Raw genomic sequence first — 16200 nt, 5'->3', positions numbered from 1 at the left:
CATCGTGAGCGGAGCCACGGGCCCCGGATCGACCGGTACCGATACCTCCACCGGTACGGAAACGGACGGCGGCCGTGGCTCCGCCGAGCGTGTGACGGATACGCACACGACCCAGCTGAAGGCGATCAAGCCGCAAGCGGCGGAGTCGAACTCGCCCGACGCTTCTGGATCCCAGGGGAGAGGCGCAACGGACACCCGAGGCCCGCAGAGCCAGCCGTACGAGGCCGGCGCGGGCTCGGGGGTTCCGAGCGCCCAGCCGCAACCACAGCCGCAGGCGCAGCCTCAGCCGCAGGCCCAGCCCGCGCCGCAGTCGGCCGCCGCGTCGTCGAACTCCGGGCCGTCCAACCCGGGGCCGCCGAACCACGGGCCGTCCGCGGGGCCGTCCGCCTCCGCGGCGTCGGCCTCACCGCTTCCCGGTGAGCGGCAGCCGCAGCAGAGCGCGGCCCCCTACCACCCGCCGCAGGCCTACCCGGCGCAGGCGTCCGACAGCGCCATGCGCCGGCCGCGTACGGGTGCACGCACGATGCCGCGCACCCGTAAGGCCCGTCTGCGGGTGGCCAAGGCCGACCCGTGGTCCGTGATGAAGGTCAGCTTCCTGCTCTCCATCGCGCTCGGCGTCTGCACGATCGTCGCGTCGGCGGTGCTGTGGATGGTGATGGACGCGATGGGCGTCTTCTCTACGGTCGGTGGCACCATCTCCGAGGCCACCGGCTCCAACGAGTCGAACGGCTTCGATCTACAGGCCTTCCTGTCCCTGCCGAACGTGCTGATCTTCACGTCGGTGATCGCCGTCATCGACGTCGTCCTCGCGACGGCACTCGCGACGCTCGGCGCGTTCATCTACAACCTCTCCGCGGGCTTCGTGGGCGGCGTGGAGCTCACGCTGGCCGAGGACGAGTAACCGCGGGCTATCGATTTTGGGACTGCCCAGGTCGTGCGCTAACCTTCAGGAGTCAGCGCGCGGGACACACCGCACAGCGCGGCGGGGCTATAGCTCAGTTGGTTAGAGCGCATCCCTGATAAGGATGAGGCCACAGGTTCAAATCCTGTTAGCCCCACCAGCGAAAAGACCTCCTACTCACGTGAGTAGGAGGTCTTTGGCTTTTGCGTTCGAAGACCCGGTGAACCCGGTGGACCTAGACTCGGCAGATGACCTTGGAATGGGAACAGGTAATCGTTCACTCGGGGGATCCGGTGGCGTTGGGGCAGTGGTGGGCTGAGGCTCTTGGCTGGGTCGTGGTCCACTCCTCTGATGACGAGTTCGAGATCCGCCCGGAGCCGGATCGCCTGCCAGGGTTGGACTTCGTCCGGATCGATGAGGACAAGAAGGCCAAGAGCCGGCTGCATCTCGACTTCAGGCCTGATGACCAGGACGCCGAGGTGGCTCGTCTTGAGGCTCATGGTGCGAAGCGCGTCGACATCGGCCAGGGTGACCAGTCGTGGGTCGTCATGTCAGACCCCGAAGGCAACGAGTTCTGTGTCCTTGGCCAACGGCGCCAGTGACGGATGAGGCCACAGGTTCACATCCTGAGAGCCCCACCAGCCCGAAGACCCCCAACCGATCACGGTTGAGGGTCTTCGGGTGTTGCGGTGTACGCAGGCTCGCCCGTGGGTGAGGGGCTAGGGCAGGGGCCCTGTGGTTGTCGCTGGGGCGGGGGCGGCTTCGGACCTGGGGGATCCGGGGGACCCGGGGGCGTCCGCGGCGGCCTGTGTGAGTGTGCGGTGGCGACAGGACGGGGAGGCGCCGTGGGCCTCGGCACGGATGCGTTGCTCCATCGTGGGGGGCAGGGAGCGGGCGTAGGCCACGATCCAGGGGACGGGCGCCTGCACCTTCACCTCCGGGGCGCCGCTCTTGCAGGCCGGCTCGGTCTGCGGTACAGCCGCCGAGGCCGTGGTCGTGATGAGTCCGAGCGCCGTGAACAGCGCGAGGAAGGCGGTGACGACGGCGGTCCACAGCGTCCTGACCTGGTTGCGGGCCATGAGCCTCTCACTTTCGGGTGGGGCGATTTGCGTACTTTCCTCATGATGTGTATGTGGGCCGCGAAGTGGTGGATCGACGCTCGTCGCGTGCCGCTCTTCCGATGAACAGCACCCGGATGGGCGCACGGGAGTGGCAAAGTTGGTAACGAGTGTGGTTTGCCTGTGAATGTCGCGCTCTGCGCGATGTGATCAACGTGCCATCGGAACAGATCCGTCCGGTTCTACTGCGGTGTCCCGGGCGGGAGTTGAAGGCCGACGTAGGTCACCGATCGATATCGATCGGTGTGTATAGTCGGGCGCCAGAGGTCCCCTACGTCAACGAAAGACGAGGTCGCGCGGTGAAGAAGCTTCTCCTGGTCGCACTGGCCGCCATCGGCGGGCTCCTCGTGTACCGCCAGATCCAGGCGGATCGCGCCGAGCAGGATCTGTGGACGGAGGCGACTGACTCCGTGCCCACGGGTTCGTGAGTGTCGACTGCATCGACATCAGTCTCAGAGCAGACCCCGACCGCCCAGCGGTCGGGGTTTTGTGTTTCCGGGCGGCCCGGAGGCCCTGATCACCTGGCCTGTTCGCTTCTGTGATCGATTAGGTTGCAAAAGCGAATCAGGGATCTCCGGAGAGGGCTTTCTGGCCCGCGTGCGCATAGTGCGGGTGGCACGCCCTCCGGCGGGGCAGGATGGGCGGCGTCCGGGGCTACGACGAGGGGTGGCGCGTGATGGGGCGGCGCACGGTCTGGTGGCGAGCGTTGGCAGCCGTGGGAGCGGCCCTGTGCGCGACGGCGACGCTGACCGCAGGGGCCACCGCGGCCGGCACACCCGACCCGTACGCCTACGCCGAGGACGCCACCAGGGTCGACGGCATGCCGAGCACCACGGGCGCCGTACGCCTCGCCCCCGGCAAGACGTACCGCAGCTCCCTCCGCGAGGGCGGCAAGCTCTACTACCGCCTTGAACTCGGAGCCGGGGCCAACGCCTACGTCTCCGCCACGGCTGTCCCCGACCTGGGGACGGCGGTCGCCTCGGCGGAGGGCGTCAAGGTGACCGTGCAGGACGCCGACGGCCACCGGTGCTCCTCCGAGACCGCACGCTTCGGCCCCACCCGCAGCCCGCACCCCGTCACCGCCTGGGCGTCGCGTCAGATCGGCAGCGACCCCTACATGTGCCAGGAGGCCGGAACGTACTACGTGCTCGTCGAGCGCGTCGGGACGGTCACGCCTGATCGGAGCACCCAGGGCACCCAGGGCACCCAGGGATCCTCTGACGGCGGGGAGGCCTGGGGACTGGAACTCGGCTACGTGCTGGAGCCCGTCGTGAAGCAGGCGGGTTCCACGAGCCCACCCGAGGCATGGAACTCCGCGTCACCCGAGGCCGTCACGGGCGACGCCAGGCGCCGCAAGGGCGGTACGAGCTTCACGACGGCGAGCGCGGTGGCCCAGGGCGTCTGGGAGGACACGGACGGCATACGGGCCGGGCAGACGCTCTACTACAAAGTGCCCGTCGACTGGGGACAGCAGCTGTACGTCACCGCGGAGCTCGGCAGCGCCGACGGAAACGACGACGGAAACGACAACGGCTATGTGGGCAACGCGCTGGTCATGTCCCTCTACAACCCCGTACGTGGATCCGTGGACGACGCGACGATCGGCTACAACGGCCGTCAGACGTCCGCGGACCTGGACCCGCTGCCTCCCGTCCGCTACGACAACCGCTTCGCCGCCGACGGCGAGACGAGCGGCATGCGGTTCGCCGGCTGGTACTACCTCGCCGTCCATCTCGGGGCCCCCGTCGCCGACCGGTTCGGCGACGGGCCCCTCGGGCTGACACTGCGGGTACGCGTGGCCGGTTCGGCGGCCGAAGGGCCGGATTACCTGGATGCCCCCGAACCGAGGGGCGTGTTCGAGATCACAGCAGAGGACCGGAAGGCCGCCGAGAGCGGGTCGGTGGACGGTGGAGGCTCCGGCGGCGGCACCGAAGGCGGCACGGGATCCGCAGATGCGGAGACCACGGGGAACACCCAGGGCATCGCGGCGGACCCCATCGCGATGAAACTGGTCGCCGCGGGCGGCATCGGTACCGGCAGCCTGCTGCTCCTGTGGCTCGGACTGTGGACCGTCGTGGCCCGGCGGCGGGCGGCGGTGGTGCCCGCCGCCGGGCAGGGGGTGGCCATGACCAAGCGTGGGCGCGGGCGTGGGCGCGGGGCGCCACGGGGGTAGGCGGCGCCGGTCAGAGGTGGGCCAGGGCCCAGAAACCCACCGCGAAGCAGGCCAGCGCCAGCAGGACGACCGGTACGGCCACCTTGGCGGGCGGGCCCGGACGGCGCCGCGACAGTCTCCTCGACCGACGCGACGGCTGAGGGGGCCCAGCGGCGTGCGGACCAGCGGCGTGCGGACCAGCGGAGACCTGAGCGTGCTGTTGCACCGCGGTCGTCGGAGCCTGCGAGGGGATCTCGGCGGGCAGACCGCTCCAGGGCGCGTGCGGCTGCGGCACAGGCGCGGGAGGGGAGTGCGGTTCCTGGTACTCGGCGTCCCGCGCCGGCGACTGGACGGGCGCGGCGGCCGCCTGTGCCTGTGGCGGCGGGAGATGAAAACTGCCGGTGTCCGACATCGTGGACGGCCGCACGGGCTCGGGATCGTGCTCGGGGCGCGGTGGTACGGCCAGGGGAGCGGACTCCGGCCGTACGGCACCCGGGGCACTCTCCGTGTGTACGGGCCCGGAGGGGCGCTCCTGGGCCCCCGAACCCGTACCCGCCCCACCCGTACCGGTACCCGTGCCCGCCCCGTGCTCCCACAGCCCACCGCCTGAGCCGGCCGGAGGCGGCGCGCTCTGGGGCATGGGCGGCATGGGCGGCGGCGTGGAAGGAGGCCGGGGCAGGAAGCCCGGCGAGGGAGGCAACGACACGGATCCCGTGCCGCTGCCCGCCGTGACCGACGGTGGAGTGAGGGGCGGCATCGGCGTGACGTCCGAGCCGCCCGACGGTATGCCACCCGGGCCGGACCGTGACGGCGGCGCGCCCGCGCCAGTGCCCGTACTGCCGGTGCCGGCACCCGTACTGCCCGCACCGCCCGTGCCCCGCTGAGGAGTCGGCGAGAACCCGTTGCCGCCGGCCGTGTCCAGCCCCGAGGCCCTCCGCACAGGCCCGTTCGGCCCGAACCCCTCGGGGAGCGGGCCGAGTTGGTCGAAGACCTCCACCAGCTCGTCGTCCGGGCCGGGCCCGGGAAGGAGCTCGACGGCGGAGGCGAGGGCCTTGCGGGCACCCGTGGCCGTCCGGAAGCGGGCGGCCGGGTCGGGCTGCAGAAGCGTGGCCACGACCTGCCACAGGTGCTCCGGAATACCCTTCGGAGGCCCCGGTGTGCCCTTGTCGGCGAAGTACTCGATGAGCGCCCTGGCATCCGGTTTCGCGCCCTCGAGGAGGTACAGGGCGACCAGGCCCACGGCGAAGAGATCGGCGGGGAAGTCGGGCTCGGAACCCAGCATCTGCTCGGGCGCGAAGTAACCGGGCGTCCCCACCACGTAGTCGGTCTCGGTCAGCCGGGGCTCGCCCAGGCGCATGGCGATGCCGAAGTCGGACAGGCGCAGGTGCGGCCGGGCCGTACCCGTGGCCTCCAACAGGACGTTCGCGGGCTTGATGTCGCGGTGCACGACGTCCTCCGCGTGGACCGCGGCGAGCCCGGACAGCAGCTGGTCGAGCAGGGTGCAGACGAATCCGTGCGGCAGCGGGCCGTAGTCGTTGACCAGATTGACCAGCGAGCCACCGGTCACCAGCTCCATCGTGAACAGGACCTGGTCGTCGTCGGCGGCCCAGCTGGTGGGCGCCAGCACATGAGGGTGATCGATCCGCAGGGCCTGCTCCCGTACGAAACGCAGCAGGGAGTGCGCGTCGCGCTGCTGCAGGACCTTGGCCGCCACATAACGGCGCCGGCGGTGGTCCCAGGCGCGCCAGACGGCGCCGACTCCTCCGCGCCCGACCGGGTCGACCAGTTCGTACCGGCCGGCGAAGACCTCACCCATGGCTGTGCGTCGCTCCCCCTTCGGCTCCCCCCTCGGCTGGCTCCCCGGGCGAGCACTACGGCTCCCCTCGGCCCGCTCGGGTGTTCGCGGATATCGGCTTCCCCGCCCTGACACCGCTTATGCGGCATCCCGGATTCCGCACCGCCCGGGACGCCCGCCCCGACTCCCCCCTCAACCGTCGTCCCGGTCGCCGAACCCCCTTCGGCGACCGGGACTTCGGCTCAGCTCTGGTGGGCCTGGTAGTGGGCGACCGCGTCGGAGGTGCGGCCGGCGCCGTACACCCGGAGGAACTCTGCCAGTTCCGGGTGGGTCGGGGCGAGGGTGTTCGCCGCCTCGATGATGTCCCCGGCCGCCGCCACCGAGCGCAGCAGCGACTGAATCTCGCGGACCACCCGCTTGACCGTGGGCGCCCCCGAACTCGTCGTCGACTGCGTGGTGTTGCTGAGCACCGAGCCTCCCTGCGACTTCTTGATCTCGTCCATGCGCTCGGTCGCCTCCGCGGCGCTCACGCTGCCGTCGGCGACCTGCCCCGCCAGGTCCTGCAGCAGCTGAACCCGCTGGACCACCGCGGGGTTGCCGATCTTGGCGCGCTGACCGCTCATCAGCTGCGACAGCATCGGCGCCGACAGACCCAGCACCCCCGCGAGACGAGCCTGGTTGAGACCCAGGTCGTCGATGAGCCTACGAAAGAGCGCCCCCAACGGCTCTCCGTACCAGTTCCGCTGCAGCTCCCGGGCTCTTGCGGTCGCTTCCTGCTGTGCGGCGTCCATTGCGTCTCCCCATCGCTTCCCCAAATACCGTGGTTCGCTGTAGCGAACCACGACGAGCATCTTACGGAGAGTGGTCGTTCACGGGGACCCCCAATCTTTTTGCGAGATCCCGGGGGTGACCCGCTACTCTGGTCTGCGGCACCTTCCGGTGGCGGAATCCACCGGGCGGACGCTTCCCTTCCGGGGCCTTAGCTCAGTTGGTAGAGCGCTGTCTTTGCATGGCAGATGTCAGGGGTTCGACTCCCCTAGGCTCCACACCACATGACCGGCCTGGTCGTCCTGAGACGACCAGGCCGGTTCTTTTTTGCGCGGCCGTACGGGCCGGCCGTCGCGATCGCGTCTGTGCAGGTGAAGGCCGTGCGTGGCATATGCAGAGGTGAGACGGGATCCGACGTCCTGACGTGCGCATTAGCGAAAACTGTGTTCCGCGTCACGTCGGTGGCGAAAAGATGTGGAAGCCACTCTCCGCAATCGGATCAGTGCATTCCGCTCGATGGATGTTCCACGTGAAACAGCACTGTGGGGCAGGAGACCCTCAAGTCTCCTGCCCCACAGCACCGTTGCGTAGCGACCGGCCGACGGGGCCGACAAGGAACAGGCCGAAGGGAGAGCGGGCTCCACGGCCCCACCCTCCCCACAGCCGCCGGATGAAAGTGGCTGCGCCCAACACTCGGATCAGTGGCGGATCAGCGGCGGTCGTCCTTGTCCACCGCCTCCTCCTCCGCCTCCTTGGCCTGCACCTCGGGGTCCAGGACGGACTGCCCGCTGCCGTCGACCGACGAGAGACGACCGCTGTCGGGGACCTCGGTGGCGGCGGGCGGCTCGACCAGCCAGTCGGGGTTGGCCTGCTTGTCCCACCACTTCCAGGCGGCGAAGGCGCCGCCCGCGACAGCACCCAGCACGGCCAGACCCTTGGCGATCCGGCCCACCCTGGCCCGCCGCCGCTGCCGGCGCACCAGCTTCTGGATCTGCCGGGGCGAGACCTGCCCCCGCAGCGCGGCCACCGCCGCGGCACCACGGGACGCGGCCTCCACCCGGGCGGGCCCGGCCGCGGCCACGGCCCGCTCCACGCGAGGCGTGGTGTACACGGCGGCCTGCCGAGCCGCCTTACGAGTCCTGGAAGCGGCCTCGTGGGCCGCGTGGTCTACCTTCGGCGGCACATGCGAACGGGCCTGCTCCAGACGCGGAGCCACATGAGCGCCGTACTGGTGGCGAGCCTGCTCCGCGGCCTGAGACACCCTCGGCGCCAGCCGCACACGCGCCTCGTGCGAATAGTGCACGGCCTTGTCCTTGGCTGTGTCCGCGTAGGGCGCCACCACGTCCGCGGCGTGCCGCACGCTTCCCTTCGCCGACTCGGCCGCTGCGCGCACGCTGTCTTTGCGGGTCACGAGATCCTCCTCCTCGGTGGCGTACGGTAATTCGACTTTCCACCCTTTTACGGATCATGCCTGTCCAAACGCTTCTGGGCATGTGTGGACGGGCATCCGGGTCACCCCCGGGGACCGAAGCGGACTCCGGACGCGACCGTGCGGGGCGGGTACCGAGGCTGGTACGGGGTCGGTACCGAGGCCGTTACGGGTTCTGTGAGATGTCCATGGGATTTCGGTGCGGGTTCGGTACGAGTGCGGCGCGCGTGGGTGATGGGTCATGAGTGACGATCACGTGCAATAGCGGATGAATATGGGGCAACGGCCGCTTGACGACGACAATGCCACGGATCGCCGCGACGCGCTCCCGCCCGGGACGACTCGACCGGTTTTCAGCGAGTACGACCAGGGAATCAGGACGTACCACTTCCCGGAACCGCAAGCACGACCCCCGGATCTTCGCTCGGATGTGGTGGCCGGGCGACGCGCGCCGCCGTCCGTGCGAGGATCAGGGGAGTCACAAAGGGACAACGGAAGGCAGATCGTGGCTGAGCAGCTTTACGCCACCCTGAAGACCAACCAAGGCGACATCGAGGTGCGGCTGCTGCCGAACCACGCGCCCAAGACGGTCCGGAACTTCGTCGAGCTCGCCCAGGGCGAGCGTGAGTGGACCAACCCGGCAACCGGCAAGAAGTCCACGGACAGGCTCTACGACGGCACGGTCTTCCACCGGGTGATCAGTGGATTCATGATCCAGGGCGGAGACCCGCTGGGCAACGGCACCGGCGGCCCCGGCTACCAGTTCGAGGACGAGTTCCACCCGGACCTCGGCTTCGACAAGCCCTACCTGCTGGCCATGGCCAACGCCGGCCCGGGCACCAACGGCTCGCAGTTCTTCCTCACCGTCTCCCCGACGGCCTGGCTGAACCGCAAGCACACCATCTTCGGCGAGGTCGTCGACGCCTCCAGCCAGAAGGTCATCGACGCCATCGCGACGACCCAGACCAACCCCCGCACCGACCGCCCGGTCAACGACGTCGTCATCGAGAGCGTCGTCGTCGAGACCCGGCAGGGCTGAGCGCCGACGCCCGCCAGGGCCCGGCACCAACCAGTCGCAGCACCCCGCACAGGGCCCGCACAGCCCGAGGGGAACCAATCGCCCCGCTCAACCGTAAGGATGAGCGGGGCGCGACGTTGCGCGTACGGAACCTCGTGCGCCCGCCGCCTGCCGACGTACGGAGAATGAGGGGACCCCATGGTGGACCAGGCGCCGGGCAACCCGCAGGGCCCGCACAACCCGGACCCGCAGGACGCCCACAGCCTGCCCGGCTGCTACCGGCACCCGGACCGCGAGACCGGAGTGCGCTGCACCCGCTGCGAACGCCCCATCTGCCCGGAGTGCATGGTGAGCGCCTCCGTGGGCTTCCAGTGCCCCGAATGCGTCCGCGACGGCTCCGGCACCGGACACGCACCCACCGCCTCCCAGCCGCGCACCCTGGCGGGCGGCACCGCCACCGCCGACCCCCGGCTCCTCACCAAGATCCTCCTCGGCATCAACCTCCTGATCTTCCTGCTCCAGCTCTCCCTCGGCGACCGCTTCACCGACCGCTTCGACCTCATCGGCCTGGCCTACGTCCCCGAGCTCCGCTCGGTCGAGGGAGTCGCCGACGGTCAGTGGTACCGCCTGCTGACGTCGATGTTCCTGCACAGCGGCTACGTCCACATCCTGTTCAACATGGTCAGCCTGTGGTGGATCGGCGGCCCTCTGGAAGCAGCTCTCGGCCGCGCCCGCTACCTCACCCTCTACCTGGTCTCCGGCCTCGCGGGCAGCGCGCTCACCTACCTGATCGCCGACGCCAACCAGCCCTCGCTCGGCGCCTCCGGCGCCATCTTTGGCCTCTTCGGCGCCACCGCCGTCCTCATGCGCCGGCTCCGGTACGACATGCGGCCGATCATCGCCCTGCTGGTGATCAACCTGATCTTCACCTTCAACCCGGCGTTCAACATCTCCTGGGAGGCCCACGTGGGCGGCCTCGTCGGCGGTGTAGTGATCGGCTACGCGATGGTCCACGCACCCCGCGAACGCCGGGCGCTGATCCAGTACGGGGTCTGTGCCCTCGTGATGGTGGCCGTCGTGGTCACGACGCTGGTCAGGACGGCTCAGCTCACCTGAGAGGCCGTCCGGCCGGGCTGTGGTCTGTTGTCCACAGACGGTGGCGGATCTTGTGCATACGGTGCGGGAACAGCTGTGCCCCCTGTCGCTCACCCGTGTTTCCGCAGGTGAGGCAGGGGGCGAACATGCTTGCGGTGGCCGGTGTGTCTGTCGTACCGGCGTCAACGCCCGATGGGTTATCCACAGATCGTCTTTCTTTTCCCCACTGTGGATAACGCCTGTGGATAACTCGGTGGACAGTCCCGGGCAGAACCGCGTTCACCAGGTGGCGACCGTTACGTCACCTGCGGCGGAGCCTTACTTCCACTGGGTGGAGACGCCGAATCCCGCCGCGATGAAACCGAAGCCGACCACGATGTTCCAGTTGCCCAGCGAGTCGATGGGCAGCGAGCCGTCGGTGACGTAGAAGAGGACGATCCATGCGAGGCCGAGGAGGAACATGGCCAGCATGACGGGGGCGACCCAGCCGCGGCTGTCCAGCTTGATGGTCGCTGCCTGCTTGGTCGGCGGCGGGGTGTAGTCGGCCTTCTTGCGGATACGTGACTTCGGCACGAGGGTCTCTCCTGTCGATGCGCTGCGTGGCCGCGCAGGGATCTGGGGGCGGGCTCCGGGGCAGCGTACAAGGGGACACTGAATGCTCCCCCGGGCGTCCGTTAGCGTAGTGCTTCCGCGGCGCAGAAGGAGATAAGGGTACGTTGAGCAATTCCGCCGACACACCCGGATCGGGTCAGGGCAGCCCGCCCACAGAGGATTCCGGCCCCGCCGAACCGCCCGCCCCGCGCCGTTTTCCGCCGGTGCGGGTGCTCACTGTCGCCGTGTTCGCCCTCGCCGGGCTGATCTTCTTCACGAGCTTCAACACGGCCAAGGGCACCAACATCCGTACGGACACCTCCCTGCTGAAGCTGTCCGACCTCATCCACGAGCGCAGCCAGAAGAACGGTCAGCTCGACGAGTCGAACGGGACCCTGCGTGACGACGTGGAGGCCCTCGCCGAGCGCGACGACGGCAGTACCGAGGCGGAGGACGCCCGGCTGAAGGCGCTGGAGAAGAACGCGGGCACCCAGAAGCTCAAGGGCGAGGCCCTCACGGTCACCCTCAACGACGCCCCGCCGGACGCGACGGCCAAGCTGCCCGGTTACCCGGAGCCGCAGCCCGACTACCTGGTCATCCACCAGCAGGATCTCCAGGCCGTGGTGAACGCGCTGTGGCAGGGCGGTGCCAAGGGGATCAAGGTCATGGACCAGCGGCTGATCTCCACCAGTGCCGTGCGTTGTGTCGGCAACACTCTGATTCTTCAGGGCCGCGTCTACTCGCCCCCGTACAAGATCCAGGCGGTCGGTGACCCGGAGAAGCTGCAGAAGGCTCTGAGCGCCTCCCCCGCGATCCAGAACTACATGGTGTACGTCAATGTCTACGGACTCGGCTGGAAAGTCACCGAGGACGGGGCGGTGACTCTTCCCGGCTACTCGGGCACAGTGGATCTGCACTACGCGAAGCCTGTGGAGTAGCTGCCCCTGGGGGACTCTCTGTGTCGGTGCGGGTGATCGTCAGGACCGTCAGCGAGCTGTGCATCACCGTCGGCGCCCTGATCGTGCTGTTCGTGGCCTATGTGCTGTTCTGGACGGGTGTGAAGGCCGACAGCGCCATGGACCGTCAGGTCGACCAGCTCCAGGAGCGGTGGGCGAGGGAGGACGTGAAGCCCTCGGCCGCGCCCGGGGGCTCGACGAAGCCAGGGAGCTCGTCGGCGCCCGGCGGTTCGGCCGCCCCGGCCCCGCCCGGCCCGTACAAGGGCGGGGAGCCCTTCGCCCTGATGTACATCCCGCGTCTTGGTTTCACGTGGAACAAGCCCGTGCTCGAGGGCACCGGGGTGAACACTCTCAAGAAAGGTCTCGGCCACTACGCGAACACGGCGCGGCTCGGGCAGAAGGGGAACTTCTCGGTGGCCGGTCACCGGCGTACGTACGGTGATCCTTTCAAGGACTTCCCGAAGCTGAGGGCCGGTGACGCGGTCGTTCTGACTGATGGGACGACCTGGTTCACGTATCGGATCGACAAAGGACCGTACAAAACCCTGCCCTCGGACATTGAGGTGATCGACCCTGTCCCACGTAAGTCCGGGTACACCCGCCCGGGCCGCTATCTGACGCTGACCACCTGTGAACCGGAGTGGGGGCACAGCCATCGGCTGATCGTGTGGGCGCACCTTGATTCCACACAGCCTGTGGAGGCTGGGAAACCGGAGGCGTTGCGCCGTTAGTCTGGTGGCGTGAACGGCGTGAGTCTGGTGCCGTGATGTGAGGGAAGGGACGGCATGTACGGCTGGATCTGGCGGCATCTGCCGGGGAACGCATGGGTGAGGGCGTTGGTCTCCGTCGTCCTGGTCCTCGCCGTGGTCTATGTCCTTTTCCAGTACGTCTTTCCCTGGGCCGAGCCTCTGCTGCCCTTCAACGATGTGACGGTGAACGACCAGTGAGCGCCCGGATTCTCGTCGTCGACAACTACGACAGCTTCGTCTTCAACCTGGTCCAGTACTTGTATCAGCTGGGTGCGGAGTGCGAGGTGCTGCGCAACGACGAGGTGGCGACCTCGCACGCGCAGGACGGTTTCGACGGTGTGCTGTTGTCGCCCGGGCCGGGCACGCCGGAGGAGGCGGGTGTCTGCGTCGACATGGTCCGTCACTGCGCGGCGAGCGGGGTGCCGGTTTTCGGGGTCTGCCTCGGGATGCAGTCGATGCAGGTGGCGTACGGCGGTGTCGTGGACCGGGCGCCCGAGTTGCTGCACGGCAAGACGTCGTTGGTGGAGCACGAGGGCAGGGGTGTCTTCGCGGGTCTGCCGTCTCCGTTCACGGCGACGCGGTATCACTCGCTGGCAGCCGAGCCGGCGACCGTGCCGGCCGAGCTGGAGGTTACCGCGCGTACGCACGACGGCATCATCATGGGGCTCAGGCATCGTGAACTCGCGGTGGAGGGTGTGCAGTTCCATCCGGAGTCGGTGCTGACGGAGCACGGGCACCGGATGCTCGCCAACTGGCTGGTGGAGTGCGGGGACCGTGAGGCTGTGGCCCGGTCCTCGGGGCTCGCGCCGGTCGTGGGCAGGGCCACGGCGTGACGGCGCTGCGCCCCGAGCGCGACAGCTCCCCCTATGGCGGCGAGGCCGCGTACGGGGGAGCCGACGCGTTCGAGGCGGCGGTCCAGGGTCTGTCGGACCCGCTCACGGACCCCCTGCCGGGTGCTCCCGGCCCACGCTCGGCCTCCGAACCGGCCGAACCAGTCGAAACGGCTGAACCAGTCGAAACGGCCGGACCGGTCGAACCGCAGCCCGAGTGGTACGGCGCCCAGGGCGCAGAGACAGCCCAGTACGGCGAGGACTGGTCCGGCCAGGGTTACCCGCAGCCGCAGGCGCCGTACGATCACGCGCCCTCCGCGTCGTACGGAACGCATCCGCAGGCTCCCTACGACGACGCGTATGCCGCGGAGGGGCTCGAGCATCCGCCGGTCGACGAGGAGACGGTGGCGCTGCGGGTGGAGGACGCGCGGCGCAGGGTGCGGGAGGCCGACGAGGCGATATCCGAGGCGGGTTCGGCGTCCGCTGCGGGAGCGGCCGGTACGACGTCTTCCGCTCCGTCTCCCGGCGGTCGTGCGGCCCGCAGGAAGGCCGCGAAGCGGCATGGGCGGCACGGGGGCGCGGGAGGCGCTCACAGCGCCCAGGGAGGCGCTGGAGCGGCTCAGGAGGGCACAGGCGCCCGCAGGGCTCGGCATGGTGCTCGTGGCGCTCATGGCACCCAGGGCGTCCAGGAGGGCGAGAAGGCTGATGGGACGGCGTCGGCTTTAGCGGCGCCGCGGTCGCGGGTGGAGGCCCGGCGGGCGGCGCGGGCGAACAAGCCCGGCGCGGGTGTTCTCGCGAGTCGGCTGATCGGTGAGGTGTTCATCACCACGGGCGTGGTGATGCTGCTGTTCGTGACGTACCAGCTGTGGTGGTCGAACATCCGGGCGCATGCGCAGGCGGGGAAGGAGGCGAACAGCCTTCAGCAGGAGTGGGCCAGTGGCAAGCGTGCGCCGGGGGCGTTCATGCCAGGGCAGGGCTTCGCCATTCTGCACATCCCGAAGCTGGACGTGGTGGTGCCGATCGCGCAGGGCATCAGCAAGTCGAAGGTCCTGGACCGTGGCATGGTCGGGCACTACGACGAGGACAGCATCAAGACGGCGATGCCCGGGGACAAGACGGGCAACTTCGGTATCGCGGGGCACCGGAACACGCACGGTGAGCCGTTCCGGTACATCAACCGTCTCAAGCCGGGTGATCCGATCGTGGTCGAGACGCAGGACAAGTACTACGTGTACGACATGGCGTCGATCCTGCCGGTGACGTCGCCTTCGAATGTCAGCGTCCTGAATCCGATCCCCCAGGGGTCCGGTTTCACCAAGGCGGGGCGCTACATCACCCTCACTACCTGTACGCCGGAGTTCACCAGTAAGTACCGGATGATCGTGTGGGGCAAGATGGTCGAGGAACGGCCGCGCAGCAAGGGCAAACCGGACGCGCTCGTCCAGTAGGAGCACGCGGTACCTCGAACAGACGGGGCGGATGGAAGTGGCAGCGACCACCGATCACGGGGAGCAGCACCACGAGGAGCAGGACGAGCGGGCCGATGGCGTGCCCGTCTCCTCGGCCGCGGTGCCGCGTCGTCGCCGTATGGGCCGGATCGCGATGGCGGTCAGTGTCTTCGGTGAGCTCCTCATCACGGCGGGCCTGGTGCTCGGCCTGTTCGTCGTCTACTCGCTGTGGTGGACGAACGTCGTCGCGGACCGTGAGGCGGACAAGCAGGGTGAGAAGGTCCGTGACACGTGGGCGCACGAACAGGACCGGGACTCCGGTCCCGGGGCCCTGAACACCAGGAACGGCATTGGTTTCCTGCACGTTCCGTCGATGTCGAAGGGCGAGATCCTGGTCCGTAAGGGCACGTCGACGCAGCTGCTGAACGATGGTGTGGCCGGCTACTACACCGACCCCGTCAAGGCGACGCTCCCGACCGGCGGCAAGGACGGCAACTTCTCCCTGGCCGCTCACCGTGACGGCCATGGGGCCAAGTTCCACAACATCGACAAGATCAAGAAGGGCGACCCGATCGTCTTCGAGACGAAGGACGACTGGTACGTCTACAAGGTCTACGCGATCCTTCCCGAGACATCGAAGTTCAACGTCAAGGTCCTGGCCCCGGTCCCGAAGGAGTCGGGCAAGAAGAAGCCGGGCCACTACATCACGCTGACGACCTGCACGCCTGTGTACACGTCCACGTACCGGTACGTGGTGTGGGGGGAGTTGGAGCGGGTGCAGAAGGTGAACGCGGATCGGACGTTGCCGGAGGAGTTGCGGTGAGGTGACTGGCCTCCTTCGGGGAGGTCCGTCACCTAGCATGGCGGAGGCCCGAAGCCGCAACTATCTCTTGCGGCTTCGGGCGTTTCTGCGTTCTGTCGTGATTACTGCAGGATGCTCAGTGCTGCCCCGGCGCTCCACTCTTCAAGCAGCCCACGATGTACGGCGGTGATTCCACCGTCGGCCGCGATGTTCAGGGCGTCCCGTGTGAAGGGGCAGGTCGCCACGAAGATGGCCACCTCCGAGTTGTGCAGCACCCTGGCTGCCCCGATGAACTTCTGGACCTCGGGGCTGGTGATGGAGATGTGGGGCGCGAACCTCTTGCACTGAACGGCGAGGCGCCTTCCGTCGGGCGTGAGACCGGTGATGTCGACTCCACGGTCCCTGCCTGCGCCTTGGACGACGACGCTTGCGCAGCCGTCGCGGCGCAGCAACTCGGCGCCGTTCTCCTCGAACTCGCGGCCGCTCATGGCGTCCATCGAGGCCATGACTACGGCGAGAGGCCGGCCCTCTCGCGGGGCTTCCAGCCT

The 16200-nt window shown here is 68.7% G+C and carries 18 protein-coding genes and 2 tRNA genes; 14 read left to right on the top strand and 6 right to left on the bottom strand.

Annotated elements, in window-relative coordinates:
• Positions 1-4: 4 nt before the first annotated feature.
• From AB0959_RS10785 to AB0959_RS10775, 3 genes are all read left to right on the top strand, one after another.
• Positions 5-901, top strand: coding sequence for a DUF3566 domain-containing protein (locus AB0959_RS10785; protein ID WP_366826003.1), 897 nt, complete (start codon positions 5-7; stop codon positions 899-901).
• An 83-nt stretch (positions 902-984) separates the two neighbouring features.
• Positions 985-1061, top strand: a tRNA-Ile gene (locus AB0959_RS10780).
• Between the two features lie 88 nt (positions 1062-1149).
• Positions 1150-1503: a VOC family protein gene (locus AB0959_RS10775; RefSeq protein WP_366826002.1), complete on the top strand. Its 354-nt coding sequence runs from the start codon at positions 1150-1152 to the stop codon at positions 1501-1503.
• Between the two features lie 117 nt (positions 1504-1620).
• Here the strand turns inward: AB0959_RS10775 and AB0959_RS10770 are convergent, their stop codons facing one another.
• A complete protein-coding gene (locus AB0959_RS10770) occupies positions 1621-1980 on the bottom strand; it encodes a DUF6344 domain-containing protein (RefSeq protein ID WP_366826001.1) in 360 nt (119 codons plus the stop codon).
• A gap of 338 nt (positions 1981-2318) precedes the next feature.
• On the opposite strand from AB0959_RS10770, the gene AB0959_RS10765 reads away from it, so the two are divergent.
• The gene (locus AB0959_RS10765; protein WP_003999697.1) at positions 2319-2447 is read left to right on the top strand and encodes a DLW-39 family protein; all 129 of its coding nucleotides are present in this window, start codon (positions 2319-2321) and stop codon (positions 2445-2447) included.
• 209 nt (positions 2448-2656) lie between these two features.
• Positions 2657-4192: a hypothetical protein gene (locus AB0959_RS10760; RefSeq protein ID WP_366826000.1), complete on the top strand. Its 1536-nt coding sequence runs from the start codon at positions 2657-2659 to the stop codon at positions 4190-4192.
• Positions 4193-4202: 10 nt separating this feature from the next.
• Here AB0959_RS10760 and AB0959_RS10755 read toward each other — a convergent pair whose 3' ends face one another.
• Positions 4203-5987 carry a protein kinase gene (locus AB0959_RS10755; protein WP_366825999.1) on the bottom strand — a complete coding sequence of 595 codons (1785 nt, stop codon included), beginning with the start codon at positions 5985-5987 and terminating at the stop codon, positions 4203-4205.
• Between the two features lie 221 nt (positions 5988-6208).
• Complete coding sequence (locus AB0959_RS10750) at positions 6209-6757, bottom strand: DNA-binding protein (RefSeq protein ID WP_366825998.1); 549 nt, start codon at positions 6755-6757, stop codon at positions 6209-6211.
• A gap of 182 nt (positions 6758-6939) precedes the next feature.
• On the opposite strand from AB0959_RS10750, the gene AB0959_RS10745 reads away from it, so the two are divergent.
• Positions 6940-7012: transfer RNA gene (locus tag AB0959_RS10745), tRNA-Ala, on the top strand.
• Between the two features lie 431 nt (positions 7013-7443).
• Here the strand turns inward: AB0959_RS10745 and AB0959_RS10740 are convergent.
• A complete protein-coding gene (locus tag AB0959_RS10740) occupies positions 7444-8145 on the bottom strand; it encodes a DUF5324 family protein (RefSeq protein WP_366825997.1) in 702 nt (233 codons plus the stop codon).
• A 523-nt stretch (positions 8146-8668) separates the two neighbouring features.
• Here AB0959_RS10740 and AB0959_RS10735 point away from each other — a divergent pair.
• Positions 8669-9202, top strand: coding sequence for a peptidylprolyl isomerase (locus AB0959_RS10735; RefSeq protein ID WP_366825996.1), 534 nt, complete (start codon positions 8669-8671; stop codon positions 9200-9202).
• Between the two features lie 177 nt (positions 9203-9379).
• Positions 9380-10297 (top strand): rhomboid family intramembrane serine protease, encoded by a 918-nt coding sequence (locus tag AB0959_RS10730; RefSeq protein ID WP_366825995.1) that lies wholly within the window; start codon positions 9380-9382, stop codon positions 10295-10297.
• Positions 10298-10594: 297 nt separating this feature from the next.
• On the opposite strand, the gene crgA is transcribed toward AB0959_RS10730, so the two are convergent.
• On the bottom strand, positions 10595-10849 hold the full coding sequence (crgA, locus tag AB0959_RS10725) for a cell division protein CrgA (protein WP_366825994.1): 255 nt from the start codon (positions 10847-10849) through the stop codon (positions 10595-10597).
• Positions 10850-10992: 143 nt separating this feature from the next.
• Here crgA and AB0959_RS10720 point away from each other — a divergent pair, with 143 nt between their 5' ends.
• The 6 genes from AB0959_RS10720 (at position 10993) to AB0959_RS10695 (ending at position 15673) form a co-directional block, all read left to right on the top strand.
• Positions 10993-11805 (top strand): DUF881 domain-containing protein, encoded by an 813-nt coding sequence (locus AB0959_RS10720; RefSeq protein ID WP_366825993.1) that lies wholly within the window; start codon positions 10993-10995, stop codon positions 11803-11805.
• 26 nt (positions 11806-11831) lie between these two features.
• Positions 11832-12554 carry a class E sortase gene (locus tag AB0959_RS10715; RefSeq protein ID WP_366825992.1) on the top strand — a complete coding sequence of 241 codons (723 nt, stop codon included), beginning with the start codon at positions 11832-11834 and terminating at the stop codon, positions 12552-12554.
• A 54-nt stretch (positions 12555-12608) separates the two neighbouring features.
• A complete protein-coding gene (locus tag AB0959_RS10710) occupies positions 12609-12770 on the top strand; it encodes a hypothetical protein (protein WP_366825991.1) in 162 nt (53 codons plus the stop codon).
• Positions 12767-13405, top strand: a complete 639-nt coding sequence (locus AB0959_RS10705) for an aminodeoxychorismate/anthranilate synthase component II (protein ID WP_366825990.1) — start codon at positions 12767-12769, stop codon at positions 13403-13405. Before AB0959_RS10710 ends, AB0959_RS10705 begins: the two co-directional genes overlap by 4 nt.
• On the top strand, positions 13402-14850 hold the full coding sequence (locus AB0959_RS10700; protein ID WP_366825989.1) for a class E sortase: 1449 nt from the start codon (positions 13402-13404) through the stop codon (positions 14848-14850). Before AB0959_RS10705 ends, AB0959_RS10700 begins: the two co-directional genes overlap by 4 nt.
• A 139-nt stretch (positions 14851-14989) precedes the next feature.
• A complete protein-coding gene (locus AB0959_RS10695; RefSeq protein ID WP_366826207.1) occupies positions 14990-15673 on the top strand; it encodes a class E sortase in 684 nt (227 codons plus the stop codon).
• Between the two features lie 101 nt (positions 15674-15774).
• On the opposite strand, the gene AB0959_RS10690 is transcribed toward AB0959_RS10695, so the two are convergent.
• Positions 15775-16200: restriction endonuclease (locus AB0959_RS10690; protein WP_366825988.1), on the bottom strand; the 426-nt coding region annotated here is incomplete at its 5' end.

Origin of the sequence: Streptomyces sp. NPDC046862, assembly GCF_040704615.1 — a bacterium.
In the GTDB taxonomy this organism is placed as follows: Bacteria; Actinomycetota; Actinomycetes; order Streptomycetales; family Streptomycetaceae; genus Streptomyces.
The sequence above is the reverse complement of the archived record's forward strand: the minus strand, read 5'-3'. Positions and strand labels throughout refer to the sequence as shown.

Excerpts from the sequence above, each read along its gene's own strand:
- AB0959_RS10775 (WP_366826002.1), top strand. The coding sequence starts at position 1,150 with ATGACCTTGGAATGGGAACAGGTAATCGTTCACTCGGGGGATCCGGTG.
- AB0959_RS10770 (WP_366826001.1), bottom strand. The coding sequence starts at position 1,980 with ATGGCCCGCAACCAGGTCAGGACGCTGTGGACCGCCGTCGTCACCGCC.
- AB0959_RS10760 (WP_366826000.1), top strand. The coding sequence starts at position 2,657 with ATGGGCGGCGTCCGGGGCTACGACGAGGGGTGGCGCGTGATGGGGCGG.
- AB0959_RS10755 (WP_366825999.1), bottom strand. The coding sequence starts at position 5,987 with ATGGGTGAGGTCTTCGCCGGCCGGTACGAACTGGTCGACCCGGTCGGG.
- AB0959_RS10750 (WP_366825998.1), bottom strand. The coding sequence starts at position 6,757 with ATGGACGCCGCACAGCAGGAAGCGACCGCAAGAGCCCGGGAGCTGCAG.
- AB0959_RS10730 (WP_366825995.1), top strand. The coding sequence starts at position 9,380 with ATGGTGGACCAGGCGCCGGGCAACCCGCAGGGCCCGCACAACCCGGAC.
- AB0959_RS10710 (WP_366825991.1), top strand. The coding sequence starts at position 12,609 with ATGTACGGCTGGATCTGGCGGCATCTGCCGGGGAACGCATGGGTGAGG.
- AB0959_RS10695 (WP_366826207.1), top strand. The coding sequence starts at position 14,990 with ATGGGCCGGATCGCGATGGCGGTCAGTGTCTTCGGTGAGCTCCTCATC.